Origin of the sequence: Chitinophaga sp. (assembly GCF_019236475.1) — a bacterium.
In the GTDB taxonomy this organism is placed as follows: domain Bacteria; phylum Bacteroidota; class Bacteroidia; order Chitinophagales; family Chitinophagaceae; genus Chitinophaga.
In genome coordinates, this window is the sequence record NZ_JAFAIX010000001.1 from 1 (window position 1) to 21,655 (window position 21,655).

Below are 21,655 nucleotides of genomic sequence, written 5' to 3' on the forward strand. Positions count from 1 at the left end.
GAGGGTGTCTCAAAAGGCACCCTCTTCTTTTTTATGGTTGGTCAAACCGATCAGGGGTGTTTTTCGTTTTTAATAATATGCCTAAAGGAAAAACACTATCTGTAATTTTTAAAGCTAACCTGCAACACCAGGCGATGCTTTTTCCGCCAGAGATCGGCGAGCTGATTGCTGAAAATCATCCTGTACGCGTAGTAGATAATGTGCTTGATAAAATCGATATCACTTTATTATTAAAGCGGTATAAAGCAGGAGGAACGAGCAGCTATCACCCCCGGATGTTATTAAAAGTGTTGATTTACGCTTATATAAATAACATTTACAGCAGTCGTAAAATAGAGGAAGCCCTGGGACAAAATATTCACTTTATGTGGTTAAGTGGGATGAGTAAACCGGATCACAATACGATCAACAGGTTCCGAGGCCAACGACTACAAAAAGTATTGCAGCCCATATTTACTCAGGTAGTTCTGCTGTTGTGTGAAGAAGGTTTATTAAATGTAAAAGAGCTATATACTGATGGGACAAAGATAGAGGCTCAGGCTAATCGGTATAGCTTTGTATGGGGTAATGGTATTAAGTATAGCAAAGAGAAAATAAAACAACAATTAAATGACCTCTGGAAATATGCCCAGTCAGTGGCGGCTTCCGAGTTAGATGATGATACAGATCCTTCAGGGTATGACAAAATAGACAGCGAAAAGGTCAGTAAGACCATAGCGGCTATCAATGAAGCCATCAAAGATAAACCAGTAGATAAGCAGATCAGACAAAAGCTGGGCTATGCCCGTCGCACCTGGCCTTCAACTCTGGAGAAATATGCCAAACAGGAAGAAATTTTAGGTACAGATCGTAATAGTTATAGCAAGACAGATCCTTCAGCCACTTTTATGAGAATGAAAGAAGACCATATGGGAAATGGTCAGCTTAAACCAGCATATAACCTTCAAATAAGTACAAATAATCAATACATCGTTAATTACAGCCTTCATCAACAAACAACCGATACATCAACTTTAATCAGTCATATACAACAGTATATAAAACAATATAAACGATTACCTGCTAATATTACAGCAGATGCAGGTTATGGTAGTGAACAAAACTATCAGTGGCTGGAAAATAAACGAATCACAGCTTATGTAAAACATACCTCCTTCGATCGTAATCAGCGTCAGTCAACGAAAGAAAAGGAAAAGTTCAAAACTGAAAACTTGCAGTACAATGCAGAAAAAGATCATTATATCTGCCCTGCCGGCCAACGAATGCGTAAAAAAAGTACATTCCCCAAAATGACTAAAAATGGTTATGAACAAACGGTAACCACCTATCAGGCCAAAACATGCGATGGCTGTACATTACGGCAAATGTGCCATGACGGGCAAACAAACCGCATCATAGAAGTAAATCATAATCTAAACCGCCTTAAAACCCTGGCTGACAAGCGATTAAAAAAGAAAAGGGGAATCCAGAAGCGAAAACAACGTTGCTATGACGTGGAACCTGTCTTCGCCAACATTAAGCATAACCATGGCTTTAAAAGATTTATGCTCAAAGGCATGGATAAAGTAGCGATTGAAATAGGATTAGTCGCAATGGCGCACAATCTTAGAAAGAAAATAGCATAAAAATCATGCTAAACTATCGCTTCTAAAAATGAGAAGTACAAAATCATTATAAAAACAAATTATCTAAACGAAGAAGCCGTCTCTTGTTTTGAGACGGCTTCGTTTATAAAGTGGGCATTTCAAATTTATTGTTAAGAAATCCATCTGCCTTAAATTAGAATAGTGTAAAATATGATGTCTATAAAATTGTAGGTATCAATTATCAACGTATATAGTAATTGGACTACAAAATATTGTAGGGACTGTGGCAATAAGGGGCGTGGCAATTGGTTCCCCTACAGGCCAAGTTGTTGCTAACATTAAAGTTGGTATTGTGCACTGCAGGTTAGCATCCATTCTATAAAAGGTGTGTAAACTTTTTGCTTTAGATGCGAAAGATCCCGCAATCGTGGTCAATAAGCAGGATACTAATAGTAGAAGTTTTGCTGTTTTCATTTTGGGGAGGCTTTTTAAGGGAAAAGCTAACTTTTAAATGTTACAAAATCATTTAGTACTTCTTGTGCTAGTAGAAGTTCTTGTTCCCCAGTAATCCCAAAGCAATTAAATATTTAATCCCTATCAAGAATTCCAGTTTTCCAAACTGAGTAACAAACTTTTTGAAAATCAAATAATTTATTCATAACAACAAAAATGAATGGGAGAATAAATATCAAGGAGATCCAATCCATATCAACAGTTTAGGATTTTGGGGTGCTCATCAACAATATATACTATTGTTAGGGTTGGTGTGTTTTTCCTCTATACTAAATTAACTTTTAATACATGTAACCACGCAGCAGTAAAGGTCTATGACATATCGCGTATTAAAATGATAGCATAATTTTTTTTCATCAGAATTATATAATATAGTTCTTTCCCGATTAAACCTTTGCTTGTTGTTATTGTTCTGTCTCTAGCCTAAAACCATGTTCACAGATGAAAAATCATTGTTTAATAGTTTTTTTATTTCTGTTTTATGGCATCCATACACAAGCACAAACGGAGCACGTCTTCATACAAACAGATAAAAGCATCTGTTATCCGGGAGATACCCTCTGGTTCAGAGGTTATATCACCAATGATGATACTATTCGAAAATCAAGTACTAATCTGTTTGTAGAAGTTTATGATACGAACAACCATCTGATAAATAGACAATTATTCCCAATCATTGACAATATGAGTTACGGTCAATTGATAACTCCTGCTCAAATAGGTCCCTACTGGATCAGAGCATTTACATTAAAGGGTGGCTCAGAAGGAATACAAACGCTTACAGTTCGGCCTGAAGCCGCAATAGATTTCACTTACCGCCAACTAACATCTCCTGTTAGTAATGGATTACCGATAATTCCGGTGAAAATAAAAATAGATGAAGATAGCTGTATTGTTCAGGTTCCAGATAGTTTAGGAATCAATTACGCTATTAGTATCACTCATATGGCATATGAGAAAAGTGCAGACTTGTTATCGTTTCCAGTTAGAAACGATTTCCCATTTCAATATGACACCAATTTTATCAAAGTAACTGCAAAAGTTAAAAATAACTTCAAACAAAAAACACCAGAAATAGTAACTGTTTTCACAAAAGACAGCATCACTAATACCCCTCAAATACTGATTCCTGATAGTTTGGGACAAATCTATATCCGCAATCTGTTCTTCTTCGATTCTGCTATAATACGGTATAGTATTAATAATCCAATAGGTAGTAAAAAAACTAAAGTTGAGTTAATACCGGCAGTCGATGTAATGCCAGCTTTCACTGCTCCTAAGGCTGTGTTGTATCACACAGACACCATCTTTCACGATGATCCTTACACCATAGAAATGATGAAGGTATTGTCAGACCGTAATATCCGGAATTTGAAACCAGTGGTTGTAAAAGCCAGGTGGCAAGACAGGCATCTTATGCTGAATAAGAAGTATGTAATGTCAAAGGAGTTTGCACCTATTGAACAATTTTCATTTGATTTGAGAAACCCAGTTAACCCAAGCAGAATATATTCAGTTATTGATTATTTAAATCAAGAACTACCGCCACTATGGGCCAAATACTACTTATCAAGTTCTGAATGCAAGGATACTAGTATTCAAGTATATATCGATGAGAAAAAAGTACTCCTAGAATATGCTCAAACACGTCCTCTTAGCGATTTCGCCTACGCTAAAGCCTTTCAAAGCCTCCACCCACCCTGCGCCTGTCTGGTACTCTACACCCGCAAGGGCGAAGATCTGCGCGCTTTACCATCTGCCATGAATACGCTCCCCATTACCGGCTATTCCAGATCCCTCACCTGGACCACTCCTGACCTCATCACTTACCATTGGAATCCTTTTGTAACCACGTCTACCTACAAATTTAAAATTCCTGCAAAAGCTTTTCGTGTAGCTATTGTAGGGAATACTGCTGAAGGAGACCCCATACAAATTAGTAAAGTAGTACAAGTGCCATAAATAAAAAATCCGCCATACTAAGATGGCGGATTCTCTATGAATATATGATGTCTTGTTAAAATCATTTCTCGTAACTCAGCTCGCAATAGAACCTGCTTTCGTTACTGCCCAATGCGTCTTGTGCGCTGTCGCTCAATTTGATAATCAGACCAGCATTGGCTTTCATCTGAGGAATTACATCCAGTACTTTCGCATAGATGGATTTTCCATTGAGCGGATTGGTTACTTTAATGATAGTACCACGTGGTGCAGTGTTATGCAGTGCATAATATTTACCTACTGCATTGCTTTTAAACCAAGTACCAGGGCCTTTTTCACCAGCAGCTTTCTTACCGTTGCTGGTTTGTTGGTTATATACTTCTTCAAAGTTTTCGCCAGTGGCTACCGCAACAGGTGTTCTTGTTGGTTTAGGTGCAGTAGTGGTAGGTGCATCTGCAATCTGTTCAGATTGTTCCTGTACCGGACGAGGCTCTGCTTCTTTCTTAGCAGATTCTTTTTTAGGTGCAGGTAAAGCAGGTTGTGGTTTCTCCACAGGTTCTGCTACTGGTTCTGCAGGTGTTTCCTTTTTCGCAACAGGTACTGGCGCTGATCCTGCACTACCGCCGGCTTTGAGGAAACCGATAATGATATAACTATCTTTTTTCAGGCCATCACCATTGAAATTATTCCATTGGCGAATATTATCCAGAGGAACTTTATTATGATTTACAGAGACACGATATAATGTTTCTTTCTCCGTTACTTTATGGTAAACAGGTGTACCATTGGCATCTGCATGCTGTGAGAAGTTAGCTGCTGTCAGTGGAATATGCAGGCTGTGTCCTAATTGTAATCCATGATCCATGGATGTATTATTAACAGATGCAATTTCTTTTGGAGGAACACCATATGCACGGCTAAGACTATAAAAGTTTTCTCCCTTCTTTACAATATGGTTAATATACAGATCAGGGCTGGTTCCCATTACCTGCAGCGTGTCCTGTGCCTTCACTGCTCCTACGCTCAAACCAAACAAGGCAATTGATAGAATCGATTTTAACATACTAACTCTTTTTATACTTTTTCGGGCAATAAATTAATCTTAATTCCTGACAATCTGCTTCAATAACAAACGAAAAATTGCAGCCCGTAGTATAGTTACAATCCGTTTATCTCTTTCAGAATTCTCAGTTCTTTCGGATAATAATTGTTGATCCTGTTGGGTAGAATTTTAGCCCATCCCAGGTTCATATCTTCGTAACGCATCAATGCCCATCCCTTCACATCGGCATGAATGCCGGGATCCTCTTTACGCAGATAATGCAATGCTTCCTGCAAGCTTAGGTTAACCCCTGGTATGTTGGCAGACACCAAGGTACTCGCGGCGAGCTGATGATCGGGTATTAATTCCTTCTGTCCTAATTGTCCGGCTTTCACACCCGCTTTGCGAATATACAACTGTTGCTGTAACAGTGAAATATCTTTTGCTAAATTTTTTGGTAAAATTAATACATCATCCTGGTGCAATAGAAACTCATATTGTTCCGGGGTACTTATCCAGTCATACAAACGTACCCTTTCCTTTGGCCCCAGGAACGTATTTTTTTGCTCTTTGAACTTACGTGGCTGTTCCCCATTCTTCTTCCTGAAACAGGCAATAAAGAAGCCTTCTCCCTGCAATTTATCTGGATAAAAACGATACCCCGTGCAGTTCTTGGAAGATACAGCAGCAACAATATGCCATTCTTCTTGCAAGGGAACCTCTACATTCTCCAGCTCAAAGTGCTCCGATAACCAATCCAGTATCTGCTCATCTTCTTCTCTAGAAAAAGAACAGGTGGAGTATATTAGGATGCCATCCTCTTTCAACGCAGGCAATACATCCGCTAAAATCCGCTGCTGGCGCTGACTACAAAGCGTTACATTTTCCGGCGACCACTCAGAGATCAATTCTGGATCTCTACGGAACAAACCAGAACCTGAACAAGGGGCATCAATCACAACTACATCGAAATATCCTGGTAAGCGACTGAAATCACGTGGATCATTATTACTCACCACTACGTTTGCACTGCCCCATTTGGTGATATTGTCGGCCAATAAAGCAGCTCTCGGCTTGATCACTTCATTCGTTACTAGCAAACTTTGTTCCGATATCAACGATTGTAACAAGGTAGATTTTCCACCAGGTGCGGCACAAAGATCCAATACCCGCAATTCCGCCTCTAGATCTACGGTTGCGCGCAATGCCTGTTCTACGAACATGGAAGATGCTTCCTGTACGTAATAAGCGCCGGCATGGAAATAAGGATCCAACGTAAAAGAGGGACGCTGTGGAAGGTAATAACCCTGCGTACTCCAAGGAACGCGCGTTACGCCGTTGGAGGAAAGCGATTGTAAAACGGATGCCTGTTGCTCGGCAGTGATCAGTTTATGCGGATTTAACCGAAGAGAGGTGATTTTTTCAGCAGACGCATGCACACGCAGAAACGATTCCCTGTCGAAACCAGGCAATCCTGCTAATGAGTCAATAAGTGCAGAAGGTAATGTATTGGACAATGATCTGTTTTTCGCAAATGTAAACAAAACATCCGCGTCGACAATTATACCTGCTTTATTTCGGCCACTAGCTGCTGTAATACCTGTTTGGCATCGCCAAAAAGCATGGAGGTTTTAGGTTGGAAAAATAAATCATTTTCGATGCCGGCATATCCTGGTTTCATACTGCGTTTATTCACGATCACCACTTTCGCATTCTCTACTTCCAGAATAGGCATACCGTAGATAGGACTGGTAGCATCATTTTTTGCGGCTGGATTCACCACATCATTTGCACCCAACACCAATACGGCATCTGTTGTGGGCAGTTCTGCATTGGCCTCTTCCATCTCCAGCAGCTTTTCATATGGCACATCTGCTTCTGCCAACAGAACGTTCATATGGCCCGGCATACGTCCTGCTACTGGGTGAATGGCATATTTAACGTCTACGCCCTTATCCTCCAGGAGTTTTTCCAATTCATGACATACGTGCTGGGCCTGGGCTACAGCGAGGCCGTATCCAGGCACTATCATTACTTTATGCGCATATGCCAGCACTACGGCGGCATCAGCGAGCGAAATTTCTTTATACTGACCCTGATCTTTTGCACCAACTGGTCCGGCTTTGCTACCGCCAAAAGAGCCTATCAATACATTCTTCAGCGAACGATTCATGGCCTTACACATCAGAATGGTCAGAATAGTACCCGCAGAACCAACGAGGATACCGCCTGTCAGCATCACAGGATTATCATACAGGAATCCGCCGCAAGCCGCTGCCACACCAGTAAAGGAGTTCAACAAAGAGATCACTACAGGCATATCAGCACCACCAATTGGCAATACGAACATCACCCCGTATACCAACGAAAGCAATAGCAGTCCATAAAAAACGAGGTTAAAACCAGGGGCAGACGTTTTGTCGTGCGCCCACAGTGGCAGCGTGTTATTGACGTCTATTAGCAATATAGCAGCCAAAATCACAATGAGTCCGAGTACTACCAGATTGACAATATGTTGCCCTGAAAAAGAGAAATCCTTCACCTTTCCGTTCAGTTTTCCCCACGCGATCACGCTACCAGCAAAGGATACAGATCCGATGATCAGTCCCAATAGGATGATCAGGAGGGTTCCGCGTAAATCAACATGGAAAAGCGCTTGTAACAGGTCCCTTTGTTGAATGTACTGTCCATCGCCAGTGCCTAACTGCTCTATCATCTGGCCGGCCCGTTGTACATGTTGCATGGCCACGGCCATTGCGGAGGTATTACTCCCTTGGAGGTGATTGAATTCTACTATAGAAATCAGGGCGGCGCAGGCGCCTCCCATACCATTGAACATACTCACCATTTCCGGCATGGCGGTCATCTTCACTTTCTTAGCCGCCATCACACCGATCACGGTACCTATCAGGAGGCCGGCGAATATCCAGCCGTAATTGTGGAGGGGTTGACCTTCAGGTTTATAGAGAAATATGGTTCCCAATATGGCCAGCGTCATGCCGGAAGCCGCTACCAGATTACCTTTTCGGGCAGTATCTGGTTTGCTGAGCATCTTAAGTCCGAGTATGAATGTAACAGAGCCAATCAGGTAGATGACAGATAGTATGCTGGACATAAGCTATGACTTTTATTTTTTATCCTTCTTATTTTTGAACATCTCCAGCATGCGATCCGTTACAACGAAACCTCCCACCACATTGATCGTTCCGAGAATGACAGCCAGGAAACCTAATATCAGCGCCAGATAATTGCCTGATTCGGCCTTTCCCATCACGATGATCGCACCGATGATCACCACACCATGGATAGCATTGGCACCGCTCATCAACGGGGTATGTAATACGGAAGGCACGCGGGATATCACTTCTATCCCTAGGAAAACAGACAATATCACCACATAAATCAACTCTATGTGTTGCTGAATAAATACGGATACTTGATCCATGGCTGATGTTTTTATATTGTTCGGATGTGGAATGATTATATAGGGAGACGACAGCTTATGCAGGCTGCAACATTCCTTTCACGCGCTGGTTCACGATTTCTCTGTTATGCGTGATGCAGGCTCCTGCAACGATGTCATCATTGAAATTAATTTCCAGTTTTCCTTCTTTGGTAAGTATCAGTTTCAGGAAATTGAAAAGGTTCCTAGCATAGAGTTTACTCGCATCTGAAGGCATAGTAGCAGCCAGGTTGGAGTCTCCGATGATGGTTACTCCATTGTGTAGATACTGTTCATTATTCCGGGTGGCGGCGGTATTACCTCCAGTAGCCGCTGCCAGGTCAACAATCACTGCGCCGGAACGCATATTATCCAACATTTCTGCGGTAATCAGCACAGGCGCTTTTTTACCGGGTATTTGGGCCGTGGTAATAATAATATCCGCCTTAGCGGTGCTTTCTGCAATTTTTTGTTGCTGAAGCAACTGGTATTCAGCGGATTGCTCTACCGCATAGCCTCCTGCCGCGGAAGCATCTGCAGCGCCTGCCACTTCTACAAACTTAGCGCCGAGGCTCATCACCTCTTCTTTCACAGCAGGCCGGGTATCAAATACCTCTACCACTGCTCCTAGCCTACGGGCAGTGGCAATTGCCTGGAGGCCGGCAACACCGGCTCCCAGTATCAATACTTTGGCAGGAGCAATACTCCCTGCCGCTGTCATAAACATGGGAAAATAACGACTGTAGGTATATGCTGCCAGCAGTACGGCTTTATACCCGGCGATATTGGCCTGGGAACTCAGCACGTCCATACTTTGGGCACGCGTAGTACGCGGAATGGCATCCAAACTTAAAGCAGTGATATTGGCCGAAGCCCATTGCTCCACTTCCCGCGGACGGTACAGCGGCTGAAGGGTTCCTATCAGGATTTTCCCTGCAGGAATGGACGCTAACAACTCCTCACCCGGAGGGTGAATAGTACAGATAATATCCGCTTTGGAAAGGATGTCGGAATGGGAGCAAATAACCGCTCCTGCAGCAGCGTACTGTTCATCATCGAAGAACGCGCTGACGCCGGCCCCTTGCTCCACCCACACGGTTACGGACATCTGCTGCAATTGTTTCACTACCTCTGGGACTAATGAAACACGGGTTTCCCTGTTTTTTTCTTTTAAAATTCCTACAATCATCTGGTGGAAAATTATATTGGAATTTAAAGAAAAAATGTATCACTATTTCCTTTTTCCCCGAATTAATTTTTTGCCATCTTTTCTGCAAGCTGGCTTGCATACTGTATCAGTGCGGGAACAGCCACTCCCTTAACATAATTACCGGCAATATGGATACCAGGCCAAGTATGCTCAAATTTCTCCACGGCGCTACGCACCTGGGCAAAACCCACATTTAACTGCGGAATAGCGTTCTTCACAACAGCAAAATGCTGCATCACAGGAGCAGCAGAAATATGTAATAACTGGCTTAATTCACTGAGAATCTGTTGGCGAAGAACGGCATGATCGCCCTCCTTCAGGAGATGTTGGAGTCTTGCCCCACCTGTAAATACGGTGAATAACACCTTTCCTTCCGGCGCTTTCTCCGGGAATATGGCCGCATTGCAAATAACTCCCAGGAAATGGAGTTTTTCGGCATTAGGCACTAAGAAACCAAAGCCGTCAACTGGATTTCCAATAGCAGCGGCATCATAACCCAGGTGGAATACGCCCATTTCAGGGTATTCCAGCGCCTGTAACAGACCTGCCAATGAAAGATCCAGGGGTTCTATCATATTGGCAGTACTATAGGCGGGAGTGGTCAGGATAATGCGGGAGAATTCCTGGAGAGAAAGGTTCCCATTCTCTATATACCCCACTTCATATCCAGATGCAGTAGATTGAATAGTATTAACAGCACAATTGAATTTTACAGGGGTTTGCAACTTGTCCAGCAAAGCTTTGCCAAGTTGGGCATTCCCTCCTTTCAAACTGATGATCTTTCTGCTGCCCATCGTGCCTTTTTCTTTCATCAGTCCTTTGGTGATGCTACCGTATTCTTTTTCCCAACGAGGCAGCATCGGCAGTATTTCTGCAATACTCAGCTTATCGGGATTACCTGCGTAAATGCCGGAAAGTACGGGATCAAACACATACTCCGCTATTTCCTGATTGAAACGGCGTGTAACGAAAGAGGATACAGACTCTTCACCTGCTGGTGGTACTGACTTGCGAAAGCGTTCTGTAAAGAGTTTCCATTTGCTGGCGCGACTCAGGTACTTAGAACCGATTATCTTAAAGGGATGCGGAGAAACGGCATGTAAGGCATTGTTTCTCACAAGGAACCTGTTTTTACTGGAGGCAGAAGCGACAAGGATCTTATCGCCTAGTCCCAGTTGCTGGAGATACGTGAGCATTTCCGGGGATGCAGCGAGGGAATTAGGACCTGCGTCCAATTCAAATCCATCTACGTGCAAGGATTTCAATACTCCGCCTGCATGATCCGACGCTTCCATTACCTGGTAAGGAATCTGGCGCTGTTGCAGCTCATAGGCGATACTTAATCCGGAAATTCCGGCTCCAACGATTAAAACGGGTTGCTGTGGCATAAGGATAATCTTTACGTTCTACTTTTCTATCAACTGAGTGCAATATTTCACAATCGCATTTACCCACAGTGGGTGTACATTCAAGCATGGTATCATCGTGAAGCTGTCGCCTCCATTGCTCATAAAGGTATGCTTCCCTTCTACTGCGATCTCTTCAAGGGTTTCCAGGCAATCGGATACGAATGCCGGGCATACTACCAACAGCTTTTTCTTCCCTTCTTTTGGCAACTCTTCAAAACGAGCAGCAGTATAAGGTTGAATCCATTCTTCCTTGCCCAATCGGGATTGGAAACTGATGCCCCATTTATCTTTTGGCAGGCCCAACTTCTCTGCCACCAGTTCTGCGGTAATCGTTACCTGATGACGATAACAGAACTCATGAGCAGGCGATTTCACATGACAACAATCATTTACCTGTAGGCAATGCTTGCCGGTGATATCTCCTTTTCGTATATGCCTTACCGGTACACCATGGTAACTGAAAAGTACATAGTCATAATCTTGCTGCAGATAAGGACGCATGCTTTCCGCTACTGCCTGGATATAATCCGGTTCGTCATAGAACGGAGGTACTAAGGTTAGTTTGAACTTGTATTTCTTTTTACGATAAACTTCTTTCGCATACTCTGCTGCTGTTTCATAAGAAGACATCGCGTAATGTGGATACAATGGCAGCATGATGACTTCTTTCAATTGAGGATTATCCTGCAACAGTTTATTGTAAGCTGCTTCCGGAGACGGACTACCATAGCGCATGGCTATCTCCACAGGTATCTCCATATCGTGCTGCACGGCGGTCTGTAATTGTTTGGTAAGTACCATCAACGGAGAACCTTCTTCCCACCAGATAGATTGATAAGCTTCCGCTGATTTAGGCGCACGTTTAGGAACAATAACACCGCCCACCAGCAACTTGCGCATTAACCATGGATAATCGATTACACGCTTATCCATCAGAAACTCCATCAAATACTTTTTAACATCCGGAACAGATGTTGAATCAGGTGAACCCAGATTCATCAATACAATTCCTACATCAGATTTATTGACCATGCTTTCTTTAAAATTGTAGCAAATTTAGGGGTGTTTCACTGATTTTTATTCAGGCTACAGTATAGAATATCCTAACTTGTGTATCGATGAAAGTGATAGGCAGCGCGTGAATGTCATCTGTTTGTAATGAATAAATCATACGATCTTAATTTTTGGCAGACAAATGCCGCTCTATGGCTGGCCGCATCTGCAAAAGGATGAAACCTGATAAATATCATTTTTTCATCGTATTGATTACCAGTGCAAGATATGACACACTAATGACAGCCTAATCCAGTTGTTTGCAGCGTATGCCAGTATTTTTGCACCCGGAAGCTTATACAGAAACATGCAGGTCAGTCACTCAAAAGAAATAGCAAATTTTCATATCGTTGGGATCAACTATAAGAAAACAGACGCTGCTATCAGGGGATTATACGCCATCAACCCGGCCCAATACCAACAACTCCTGGAGCATGCCAGGACTGTGCAATTAGATGATCTCTTTGTACTCTCCACTTGTAACAGAACAGAAGTCTATGGATTTGCTGCCAGTCCGGGGCAATTCATCGACTTATTGTGTGAACAAACAAAAGGCGATAGAGATCAATTGTTGGAAATCGCTTACACCAAATCCGGTGAAGAAGCCATCAGACATTTGTACCAAGTAGGAACCGGTCTGGACTCTCAGATCCTGGGCGACTATGAAATCATTGGTCAAATCCGCAATGCCGCCAAGTTTGCCAAATCAGAAGGCTCACTGGGCAGCTTCTTGGAAAGACTCGTGAACAGTGTTTTGCAGGTTTCAAAATTAATCAAAACCGAAACAGGTCTTAGCGCTGGAACCGTATCTGTGGCCTTTGCCGCCGTACGTATGATGGAACGTAAAGTACCTGATATCAAAGATAAAAAGATCGTATTGTTGGGTGTAGGCAAAATCGGCCGCAACACCACCAAAAATATGATCGAATATCTGGGGGTGAAAGAGGTAACTCTCATCAACCGTACCCTCCAAGTAGCGGAAGAATTCGCTGCTCAACACGGATTGAAATACGCGCCTTACGAAAATATGGTGCCTGAAATCCAACAGGCCGATGTACTGCTCGTAGCTTCTAATGCGCCACAACCCACTGTATTGGTGGATCATCTTCGCAACACTTCTCCAAAAGTGGTAATAGATCTCTCTATTCCATTCAACGTAGAAGCAGCCGTTGGCGACCTGGACCATGTGTCCCTCATCAACGTAGATGAACTCTCCAAAGTGCAGGACGAAACCCTGCAAAACAGACTCGGCGAAGTTCCTAAAGCCATTTCCATCATCGATGAATACATGGAGGAATTCCTCTACTGGTACAAAATGCGCAAACACGCAGTAGTACTGAAAGCGGTGAAGGATAAACTGCACGAAATTCACATGCGCGAAATTCAACAGCAGAAAAATGGCGCTACCTACAAACAGGAAGACATGGAACAAGTGTCCGGCCGCATCATTCAAAAAATGATTAATCTCATGGCAGGTAAAGTCCGCAAGGAAACAGAGAAAAGTGATCTCTACATCTCCATGATTAACGATATTTTCGAGACAGGAGTTAACCAGGAATAACAACATGGAAAAAGTTATCAGGATAGGCACAAGAGAAAGCCAACTGGCACTATGGCAGGCACACCAGGTAAACAATCTGCTGACCGCTCAGGGATACAGAACAGAACTGGTACCGATCAAAAGTGAAGGAGATATTGACCTGGTTACACCCCTGTACGAAATCGGTGTACAAGGCATCTTCACTAAAAGCCTTGACATCGCACTGCTAAATGGCCGCATCGATATTGCCGTTCATTCCTTCAAAGATGTACCCACACAGTTGCCACAACAAATAGTTACTGCCGCTGTGCTGGAACGCGGTCCTGTAAAGGATTTGCTAGTATACAAAACCAATACGGATTTTCTGGAGCAACCAAGCTATATCGCGAACATCGCTACCAGTAGCGTTCGCCGTAAAGCCCAATGGCTGCGCAAATACCCACATCATCAGTTGCACAACCTGCGCGGAAATGTAAACACCCGCCTGCAGAAACTTGCCGCTGAAAACTGGGACGGCGCGATCTTCGCCGCCGCAGGACTGGAAAGAATCAATGTACGCCCAGCAACAAGTATCGAACTCGACTGGATGCTGCCAGCTCCTGCACAAGGCGCTGTAGTAGTAGTATGCCGAGAAGACGATTACTTCAGCCTGGAAGCATGCGCTGCTTTCAACCACGCTCCTACCGCCCTGGCCACCAGGATTGAAAGAGAATTTCTACGTACACTCATGGGAGGATGCACCACCCCTATCAGCGCGTACGCCCATATTCAGAACGATACTGTGTTCTTCGAAGGTGAAATTTGTAGCCTCGACGGAACCAAATGTTTCAGGACCACCCGCCAAACCTCCACAGGTAACGCCGCCGGCACCGGTAAAGATGCCGCCGAGGAATTACTGGCTAAAGGCGCCGCTGAAATTGTAGCACAGATAAGAAATGTCAAATGATCATTACCGCATATTATGCACAAGACCAATCCCTGCAAGTCTGATCCAGATGGCAGCAGGCCATGGTATTGACATAACGGTAAAAGAATTCATTCAAATCTCTCCTGTCTATCTACCCGAACTCTCCGGCGAAGAAAATATCCGCAAGGTACTCACCGATATTCCCATGGCCTTTACCAGCGCACATGCCGTGAATATTCTTCGGGAAATACTTGGGGAAATAAATATCGCTAATGACATCTGCTGCATCTCTGGTAATACCAGAATAGCAGCAGAACAAGCCTTCCCGGCGTCTGCTATCATCGCACAGGCCCCTTATGGCATAGAGCTGGCCAACGCTATGCTCCAATTGAAAAATATTCATACTGTCAATTTCTTCTGCGGAAATATTCATCGCAAAGAACTCCCGGAAACCCTTAGCCAGGCCGGTATACAGGTGAATAAATATGTGATCTACGAAAATAATCCGCAACCGGAAACAGTGGCTGACCATTACCATGGTATCTTCTTCTTCAGCCCTAGCGCCGTTAGCAGCTATTTCTCTGCCAACAGCATCCCCGCGGATACCGTGTGCTTCGCCATAGGAACTACCACTGCCAACGCTCTCCGGGAAGTTACCCAAAACAAGATTATTATCAGCACCAACGTTGATGCCGACAGTATGGTGCAAACAACTATATCATACTTTAACAACAATAATTGCTAAGAATGAGCGCATTGAAGAATGACTTACTGCTAAAAGCCCTCAAAGGTGAAACTGTTTCCCGCACACCCGTATGGATGATGCGTCAGGCTGGAAGATACCTGCCGGACTATATCAAGCTGCGTGATAAATATTCCTTTTTTGAACGCTGCGAAAATCCAGAACTGGCAACAGAAATCACCGTTATGCCTGTTGATCAGGTAGGTGTGGATGCAGCAATCATCTTCTCCGATATCCTTGTGGTGCCACAAGCCATGGGCATGGAAGTGCAACTGGTGGAAAAAGTAGGCCCACTCCTCCCTCAACCGGTGAAAGGTGCGGCAGACCTGTCTCGCCTCTGCGTACCAGATGTACATGAGCGCCTGCACTACGTTTTCGATGCACTCAAACTGACAAAACAAACATTGGCTGGCCGCGTTCCATTAATCGGTTTCGCGGGCGCCCCTTGGACCCTCCTTTGCTACATGGTACAAGGTAAAGGCTCCAAAACTTTCGATGAAGCGAAAGGTTTCTGCTACCAACAACCAGCAGTAGCCCATCAACTGCTGCAAATGATCACCGATACCACTATCGCTTATCTGAAAGCGCAAGTAGCCGCTGGCGCTGATTTGGTACAGGTGTTCGACTCATGGGGCGGATTACTCAGCCCTGTTGATTTTGAAGTATTCTCCCTCCAATATATCCGTCAGATCGTTGCAGCAATGAAAGATGTCTGCCCTACTATCGTGTTCGCAAAAGGAGCATGGTTTGCACTGGAAGATATGGCTGCTACAGGAGCCCATGGCCTCGGTATCGATTGGGCGATCAAACCTGAACTGGCTCGCCAATTCGCTGGTGAAAACGTAACCCTCCAAGGTAACTTCGACCCTGCTAAACTGCTGGCGCCAATTCCGGAAATTGAGAAATCTGTGAAAGAAATGCTGAAAGGCTTTGGCAGACAGCGTTACATCGCTAACCTCGGTCATGGTATTTTACCTAATGTACCAGTAGCACACGCCAAAGCATTTGTTGAAACCGTTAAAGCACACGGATAATGAAGTCTGTCAAAAACGAATTTATCGCTTTTATACACCAGCTCCAGGATGATATCTGCCAGGCCTTCGAGAAAATCGATGGCAAGGCTACCTTCCGGGAAGATCTCTGGGAACGCCCTGGCGGCGGTGGCGGAAAATCCCGCGTAATCGCTGATGGTAATGTATTCGAGAAAGGCGGCGTAAGCACCTCCATCGTACATGGCCAGTTGCCAGAAGTAATGGCGCAACAATTCGGCGTTACCAACAGCCAGTTTATGGCTTGTGGTATCTCCCTGGTGATACATCCCCGTAATCCCTTTGTTCCTACAGTTCACGCGAATTTCCGCTACTTTGAACTGTATGATCAAGATGGATTATTGAAAGACAGTTGGTTCGGTGGTGGCGCAGATCTCACACCGTATTACCTGGATGAAAAAGATGGTATCCATTTCCACCAGACATTTAAAAATGCCTGCGATCCATTTGGTGCTGACCTCTATCCAAAATATAAAAAACATTGCGATGAATATTTCATCAATAAACATCGCGACAATGAAGCACGTGGTATCGGTGGTATCTTCTTCGATTACCTCCGCCCAGGCACTGCTGGCACTGTAGACGAAATTTTCGCCTTCTCACAAGCCACTGGAAAGGCTTTCCTGCCAGCATACCTGCCCATTGTAGAAAAAACAATGAACATTCCATATACAGAAGAACACCGCAACTGGCAAGCTTACAGACGCGGACGATATGTGGAATTCAACCTTATACACGACAGAGGAACCCTCTTCGGTCTGAAAACAAATGGCCGCACGGAATCTATCCTGATGAGCCTTCCTCCGGTAGCAAGATGGGAATACGATTACCATCCTACACCCGGTAGTCCGGAAGCAAAACTGGTAGAATACCTGAAGCCAAGAGAATGGGCAAAGTAACTTTGGAAAATTCTAAAACATTATAAGATGATCCGTAGAAACAGAATTTTGAGAACTTCTCCCGCCATTCGCGCAATGGTAGCGGAAACAATCCTGACACCAAGCGATTTTATCGCTCCGTTATTTGTAACCGAAGGAGAAAATGTGAAGGAAGAGATCAGCTCTATGCCGGGATATTTCCGCTATTCCCTCGACCTGACAGTACAAGAAGCGAAAGAGTTGTGGACCTTGGGCATTAAAAGCGTACTGCTTTTCGTTAAGGCTCCTGACAATGTGAAAGATAATAAAGGTACGGAAGCCGTTAATCCAAACGGATTAATGCAACGCAGCATCCGCGCTATCAAAGCTGCCATTCCTGAAATGGTAGTAATGACAGACGTTGCCCTAGACCCTTACTCCTCCTACGGTCATGATGGTATCGTGGAAGGAACTGAAATTCTGAACGACGCAACAGTAGAAGTACTGGCACGTATGAGTCTGAGCCATGCCCAAGCTGGCGCCGACTTCATTGCCCCTAGCGATATGATGGATGGCCGTATCCTCGCTATCAGAAATATCCTGGAAGAAAACGGTTTCGATAAAGTAGGTATCATGGCTTACAGTGCGAAATATGCATCCTGCTTCTACGGTCCTTTCCGTGACGCACTGGATTCCGCACCAGGCTTCGGCGATAAAAAATCTTACCAAATGGACTACGCTAATTCCCGCGAAGCTATCCGTGAAACACTGATGGATATTGAGGAAGGCGCAGATATCGTGATGGTAAAACCTGCAATGGCTTACATGGACATTATCCGCATCATTAAAGATCGTACTACCGTTCCCGTTAGTGCATACCATGTGAGCGGCGAATATGCCATGATTAAAGCCGCCGCACAGAATGGTTGGCTCAATGAAGAGAAAGCGATCATCGAGTCACTCACCAGCCTAAAACGTGCCGGTGCAGACCTCATCGCTACCTACTTTGCTAAAGATGCAGCTAAACTGCTCCAGCGATAAAAAAACCTGGTACAATTTTTATCGTAAATTGCACCGGTAAATTAAATTCAATAAAAACTATTCACCGCATGTACAGCAAAAGTGAAAATCTTTTTGAGCAGGCGAAACGTGTAATCCCAGGCGGAGTAAACTCTCCCGTACGCGCATTCAAAAGTGTAGGCGGCACTCCCATCTTCATGGAACGTGCACAAGGTTCTTACATGTATGATGTTGACGGCAATAAATACGTCGATTATATTAATTCCTGGGGCCCAATGATCCTTGGCCATGCGTATGAGCCAGTGGTGAAAGCCATCCAGGATTATGCCACCCGCTCTACTTCCTTCGGTGCTCCCACTGAACTGGAAACACGCATTGCTGAACTGATCATCGGCATGGTTCCCAATATCGATATGATTCGTATGGTGAACTCCGGGACAGAAGCATGTATGACAGCCATTCGTATTGCTCGCGGTGTTACCGGCAAAAATAAATTTATCAAATTTGAAGGTTGCTACCACGGACATGCAGATGCATTCCTCGTTAGCGCCGGCAGTGGCGTGGCCACCCTCGGTATCCAGGCGGTACCAGGTGTAACCACTTCCGTATCGCAAGATACCCTCACTGCACCGTATAACAACCTGCCTGCTGTACAACAACTGATCGCAGAAAACCCTGACCAGATCGCAGCCATCATCGTGGAACCTATCGCAGGTAACATGGGCTGTATCCTCCCTCAACCAGGATTCCTGGAAGGCTTGCGTCAACTCTGCGATGAAAATAATATCCTGCTCATTTTTGATGAGGTAATGACTGGTTTCCGCCTCGCTCGCGGTGGCGCCCAGGAATTACTTGGCATCCGTGCCGACCTCGTGACCTTCGGTAAAATCATCGGTGGCGGTATGCCTGTTGGCGCCGTGGCTGGCCCTAGAGCCATCATGGAAAACCTGGCACCTGCCGGTAAAGTATATCAGGCTGGTACCCTCAGCGGTAACCCTATCGCGATGATAGCTGGTTATACCCTCCTGAATACACTGAATGAAAACCCGGTTATCTATCAGCAACTGCAAGAAAAAGCGACTTACCTTGTAAATGGTCTCCGTGAAGCATTTGGCGGCGCAGGCGTAGTACACCAGATCAACCAGATCGGATCTATGCTCAGTGCTCACTTCACCGAATATCCTATCATCGATTTCGCATCTGCTTCTGCTGCCAATAATGAGCTGTTCAGAAAATTCTTCCATGCCATGCTGGAACGCGGTATTTATCTGCCTCCTTCTGCCTTCGAAAGCTGGTTCATGTGCAATGCACTGACCACCGAGGACCTGGATGCTACCATACAAGCCGCTAAATCGGCCATGCAGGCAATCAAATAGTTAACAATTCAATCCTTGTGCTGAGTGGTAAACCGTTTCATATTCCCATATGAAGCGGTTTTTTGTTGCCCGCACCTCTCTAAATCAATACTTTCTTATACTAAACTAACACTATCTTAACCAACGTTATCTGCTAATGTAATTTTCATTATTTTGTTTGCAGTATTCCACCGCATGATCGCTGTAACCAACTATACAGATAATGAGTTGCTGACTCTACTCAAAAGTGACAGCAATCCCGCGTTTGTGGAAATATATAACCGATATTGGGCAGAACTCTATACCGCTGCCTACCGCCGCATCAAATCCAGAGAACTCGCAGAAGAAATAATACAAGACATCTTTACCAATCTCTGGATGAACCGACTCACCATCGATATACGACATTCTCTCCGATCATATCTACATACTTCTATCCGCAATGCGGTACTTAACCACCTGGAAAAAGAAGAAGTCCGCGAACGCTGGAAAGCATACCTGAAAGCCCTCTCCAGCGATAGCGACGATTCCCTAGAGGAAATCATTGCCTCCAATGACCTGTCGGCCCTCGTAGAAAAAGAAGTGGAAAAACTCCCCCTTAAATGCCGGGAGGTATATCAACTCAGCAGAAAAGAACATTTACCTAATAAAGAAATTGCTGCTAGGCTCCATATTTCAGAAAAAACCGTGGAAAGTCATCTGACCAAAGCCTTGAAAACATTGAAATTGCAACTGAAAGACGGCCTGCTCTCCCTCCTGCTATAATTTTTTTTAGTCCCGACTCAGGGATACCTTCCATTCACCTGTCTTTATTCATAAGGACCTTTACGTTATGAATAAATACGAAATTCCACCACCGGATCTAATACGGCGTTTCCTCAACGATACCTGTACGGATCAAGAAAAAAACGAAGTACTGCAATGGTACGCAGCCTGGGAACAGGAGGAAGATCCCCTGCAACAGCTCCCAGCAGCCGATTTGCAGGCACTCCGGCAAAAAATGCTCTCGGGTATACAACTACGTATACAACAGCTTTCAATGCCCGTTACGATCCCTGTAACACCTAAGCCTGTGTTCAAATGGGTACGGTATGCTGCTGCAAGTGCCGCCGCTGTGGCCTTGCTGATAGTGGGTATCAGTAAATACAGCGCTCACTATAGCCCGGCACCAACCATGGTAGTACATGAAATCCTGCAAAATAACTCCAGTACTATTCGCACTTTCAAACTGGATGATGGCAGTATTGTATGGCTGAAACCTGGCGCCACACTTATCGCAGCAGAAGAATTCGGGAGCAAAAACCGAAACCTTCGCCTCACAGGGGAAGCCTATTTCGATGTAGCCACCAATACGAAACTGCCCTTCCGCGTCAGCAACAGATTCCTGACCACAGAGGTATTAGGCACCAGTTTCAGTATGAAAGAAACCGCCTCTAATGCAGAAGTAACAGTATTCTCAGGGAAAGTAGCCGTACGCCGCTTGCAACAAAATGCAGCAGCAACCACCGTACTGCCACACCAAAAAGCCAGTATACCAGCCGCTAGTCAACCAATTCAACTGGTCAATATAGACGCCACCACTCCCGATATTTGGGAAAGATGTGAACTTAATTTCAATAATTCAACCATAGACGAAATCAGTAAGGCACTAAACAAACGATTCCAAGTAAATATTATCATCCAAGACAGTACGATCGCTCGTTATACGTTAAAAGCAGACTTCTCAGGAATGCACCTACCAGCTATCCTAGATATGATGCACAAGGCAGTAAATATCAACTATTCCATTAACGGTCAGGAAATAATACTACAGCAACCATCATCACAACACTAATCGCATAATAGGATAAAAAATGCCCGGAGGTGGTACCAGCACCCCCAGGCACAACAGAAACTTACCTGCAAAAACAGGTAACAGTATCCATTATGTCTCATTTAAATCGCGAAATGAAACAATTAAATCTATGAAATTTCATTTACAATTTCTTT

The 21,655-nt window shown here is 44.3% G+C and carries 18 protein-coding genes; 11 read left to right on the forward strand and 7 right to left on the reverse strand.

Features of this window, described 5'->3' with window-relative positions; all coding sequences use genetic code 11:
• The first annotated feature begins 77 nt into the window (after positions 1-77).
• Together JO154_RS00005 and JO154_RS00010 are read left to right on the forward strand one after the other, a co-directional pair.
• Positions 78-1,625 (forward strand): IS1182 family transposase, encoded by a 1,548-nt coding sequence (locus tag JO154_RS00005; RefSeq protein ID WP_291940875.1) that lies wholly within the window; start codon positions 78-80, stop codon positions 1,623-1,625.
• 915 nt (positions 1,626-2,540) lie between these two features.
• Positions 2,541-4,061, forward strand: a complete 1,521-nt coding sequence (locus JO154_RS00010) for a hypothetical protein (RefSeq protein ID WP_291940738.1) — start codon at positions 2,541-2,543, stop codon at positions 4,059-4,061.
• A gap of 61 nt (positions 4,062-4,122) precedes the next feature.
• Here the strand turns inward: JO154_RS00010 and JO154_RS00015 are convergent, their stop codons facing one another.
• From JO154_RS00015 to hemH, 7 genes are all read right to left on the reverse strand, one after another.
• On the reverse strand, positions 4,123-5,103 hold the full coding sequence (locus JO154_RS00015) for a LysM peptidoglycan-binding domain-containing protein (protein WP_291940740.1): 981 nt from the start codon (positions 5,101-5,103) through the stop codon (positions 4,123-4,125).
• A 95-nt stretch (positions 5,104-5,198) separates the two neighbouring features.
• A complete protein-coding gene (locus tag JO154_RS00020; RefSeq protein WP_291940741.1) occupies positions 5,199-6,599 on the reverse strand; it encodes an RNA methyltransferase in 1,401 nt (466 codons plus the stop codon).
• 44 nt (positions 6,600-6,643) lie between these two features.
• Positions 6,644-8,197 (reverse strand): NAD(P)(+) transhydrogenase (Re/Si-specific) subunit beta, encoded by a 1,554-nt coding sequence (locus JO154_RS00025; RefSeq protein ID WP_291940742.1) that lies wholly within the window; start codon positions 8,195-8,197, stop codon positions 6,644-6,646.
• A gap of 12 nt (positions 8,198-8,209) precedes the next feature.
• Positions 8,210-8,527: an NAD(P) transhydrogenase subunit alpha gene (locus JO154_RS00030; protein WP_291940743.1), complete on the reverse strand. Its 318-nt coding sequence runs from the start codon at positions 8,525-8,527 to the stop codon at positions 8,210-8,212.
• A 55-nt stretch (positions 8,528-8,582) separates the two neighbouring features.
• A complete protein-coding gene (locus JO154_RS00035; RefSeq protein WP_291940744.1) occupies positions 8,583-9,713 on the reverse strand; it encodes a Re/Si-specific NAD(P)(+) transhydrogenase subunit alpha in 1,131 nt (376 codons plus the stop codon).
• Between the two features lie 62 nt (positions 9,714-9,775).
• The gene (gene hemG / locus JO154_RS00040) at positions 9,776-11,122 is read right to left on the reverse strand and encodes a protoporphyrinogen oxidase (protein WP_291940746.1); all 1,347 of its coding nucleotides are present in this window, start codon (positions 11,120-11,122) and stop codon (positions 9,776-9,778) included.
• Between the two features lie 18 nt (positions 11,123-11,140).
• Positions 11,141-12,175: a ferrochelatase gene (hemH, locus tag JO154_RS00045; RefSeq protein WP_291940748.1), complete on the reverse strand. Its 1,035-nt coding sequence runs from the start codon at positions 12,173-12,175 to the stop codon at positions 11,141-11,143.
• Positions 12,176-12,503: 328 nt separating this feature from the next.
• Here hemH and hemA point away from each other — a divergent pair, with 328 nt between their 5' ends.
• The 9 genes from hemA to JO154_RS00090 all read left to right on the forward strand — a co-directional run bounded on the left by hemA (position 12,504) and on the right by JO154_RS00090 (position 21,500).
• On the forward strand, positions 12,504-13,757 hold the full coding sequence (gene hemA / locus JO154_RS00050; protein ID WP_291940750.1) for a glutamyl-tRNA reductase: 1,254 nt from the start codon (positions 12,504-12,506) through the stop codon (positions 13,755-13,757).
• A gap of 4 nt (positions 13,758-13,761) precedes the next feature.
• Positions 13,762-14,682 carry a hydroxymethylbilane synthase gene (gene hemC, locus JO154_RS00055; RefSeq protein WP_291940751.1) on the forward strand — a complete coding sequence of 307 codons (921 nt, stop codon included), beginning with the start codon at positions 13,762-13,764 and terminating at the stop codon, positions 14,680-14,682.
• A gap of 49 nt (positions 14,683-14,731) precedes the next feature.
• Positions 14,732-15,388, forward strand: a complete 657-nt coding sequence (locus JO154_RS00060; protein ID WP_291940752.1) for a uroporphyrinogen-III synthase — start codon at positions 14,732-14,734, stop codon at positions 15,386-15,388.
• Positions 15,389-15,390: 2 nt separating this feature from the next.
• Positions 15,391-16,419: a uroporphyrinogen decarboxylase gene (gene hemE / locus JO154_RS00065; protein ID WP_291940754.1), complete on the forward strand. Its 1,029-nt coding sequence runs from the start codon at positions 15,391-15,393 to the stop codon at positions 16,417-16,419.
• Positions 16,419-17,333 (forward strand): oxygen-dependent coproporphyrinogen oxidase, encoded by a 915-nt coding sequence (hemF, locus tag JO154_RS00070; protein ID WP_291940755.1) that lies wholly within the window; start codon positions 16,419-16,421, stop codon positions 17,331-17,333. Before hemE ends, hemF begins: the two co-directional genes overlap by 1 nt.
• A 27-nt stretch (positions 17,334-17,360) precedes the next feature.
• Positions 17,361-18,332, forward strand: a complete 972-nt coding sequence (gene hemB / locus JO154_RS00075; RefSeq protein WP_291940756.1) for a porphobilinogen synthase — start codon at positions 17,361-17,363, stop codon at positions 18,330-18,332.
• A 68-nt stretch (positions 18,333-18,400) separates the two neighbouring features.
• On the forward strand, positions 18,401-19,687 hold the full coding sequence (gene hemL / locus JO154_RS00080; protein WP_291940757.1) for a glutamate-1-semialdehyde 2,1-aminomutase: 1,287 nt from the start codon (positions 18,401-18,403) through the stop codon (positions 19,685-19,687).
• A gap of 153 nt (positions 19,688-19,840) precedes the next feature.
• Positions 19,841-20,431 carry an RNA polymerase sigma-70 factor gene (locus JO154_RS00085; protein ID WP_291940758.1) on the forward strand — a complete coding sequence of 197 codons (591 nt, stop codon included), beginning with the start codon at positions 19,841-19,843 and terminating at the stop codon, positions 20,429-20,431.
• 67 nt (positions 20,432-20,498) lie between these two features.
• On the forward strand, positions 20,499-21,500 hold the full coding sequence (locus tag JO154_RS00090; RefSeq protein ID WP_291940760.1) for a FecR family protein: 1,002 nt from the start codon (positions 20,499-20,501) through the stop codon (positions 21,498-21,500).
• Positions 21,501-21,655 lie beyond the last annotated feature (155 nt).